Here is a 677-nt window from a genome sequence, read left to right on the forward strand (position 1 = left end):
TGTTAGCGAGTAGTTCACTGGCTGCTCTTCAGGTATGAGCAAAAGTTACTCCGATACCTGGTAATTGAAAAGTATAGTTGTTAGAAAAATGATAGAGCCCTAATCTAAAGGTTAGGCAACATTAGAAACATGAACAAAACTGAACCTTATAAATCTCCAGACGGAAAACATAAAATTGAGTTACTGTTAGCTGGAGAAATCAGGTTTGGGCCTGAATACTATTCGGTTGCTCTAAATGGACAGACAATCATAGAAAAAATATTCGGGCGACCTTACAAATGGGATTCAGAATCTAAATATCTGGCATTACAGGAATGGCTTACAACTGATTACCAAAAAGGCCCAATTACAGCATTACTTGTCATCGACTTAAAGGAAAATAAACTCGCCCAATTGTCGATTGCTGAAAAAGGATTTATTATGCCAATCCGATTCGACGAAGATAAGGTGATTTACAAAAAGGAATATTCTGCAAGTGGACAAATAAAAGAATACGAGTTAGAGTTGAAAACAGTAACAAACTGGATTTAACATGTCATTAATAAAAGCAAATAGTTAAAAAAATAACGTTGCCTAACATTGGTAGCTGTTGCACAACGGTCTAGTGTAAACGGCGGCGGAGGCCGTCGGCCGAAGATGCCGTTTACACAGTGTTAGCTGCTGTTTTTCTTTTTTTA

Annotated in this window: 1 protein-coding gene; it reads left to right on the forward strand. The window is 37.4% G+C overall.

The window, feature by feature from the left end:
- Positions 1-129: 129 nt before the first annotated feature.
- Positions 130-531 (forward strand): hypothetical protein, encoded by a 402-nt coding sequence (locus HHO50_RS20940; protein WP_181309096.1) that lies wholly within the window; start codon positions 130-132, stop codon positions 529-531.
- Positions 532-677: the final 146 nt, after the last annotated feature.

This window comes from Rufibacter sp. XAAS-G3-1, from assembly GCF_013623775.1.
In the GTDB taxonomy this organism is placed as follows: Bacteria; Bacteroidota; Bacteroidia; order Cytophagales; family Hymenobacteraceae; genus Nibribacter.

Bases quoted from the DNA above. Each gene is read 5' to 3' on its own strand.
- HHO50_RS20940 (WP_181309096.1), top strand. From the start codon at position 130: ATGAACAAAACTGAACCTTATAAATCTCCAGACGGAAAACATAAAATT.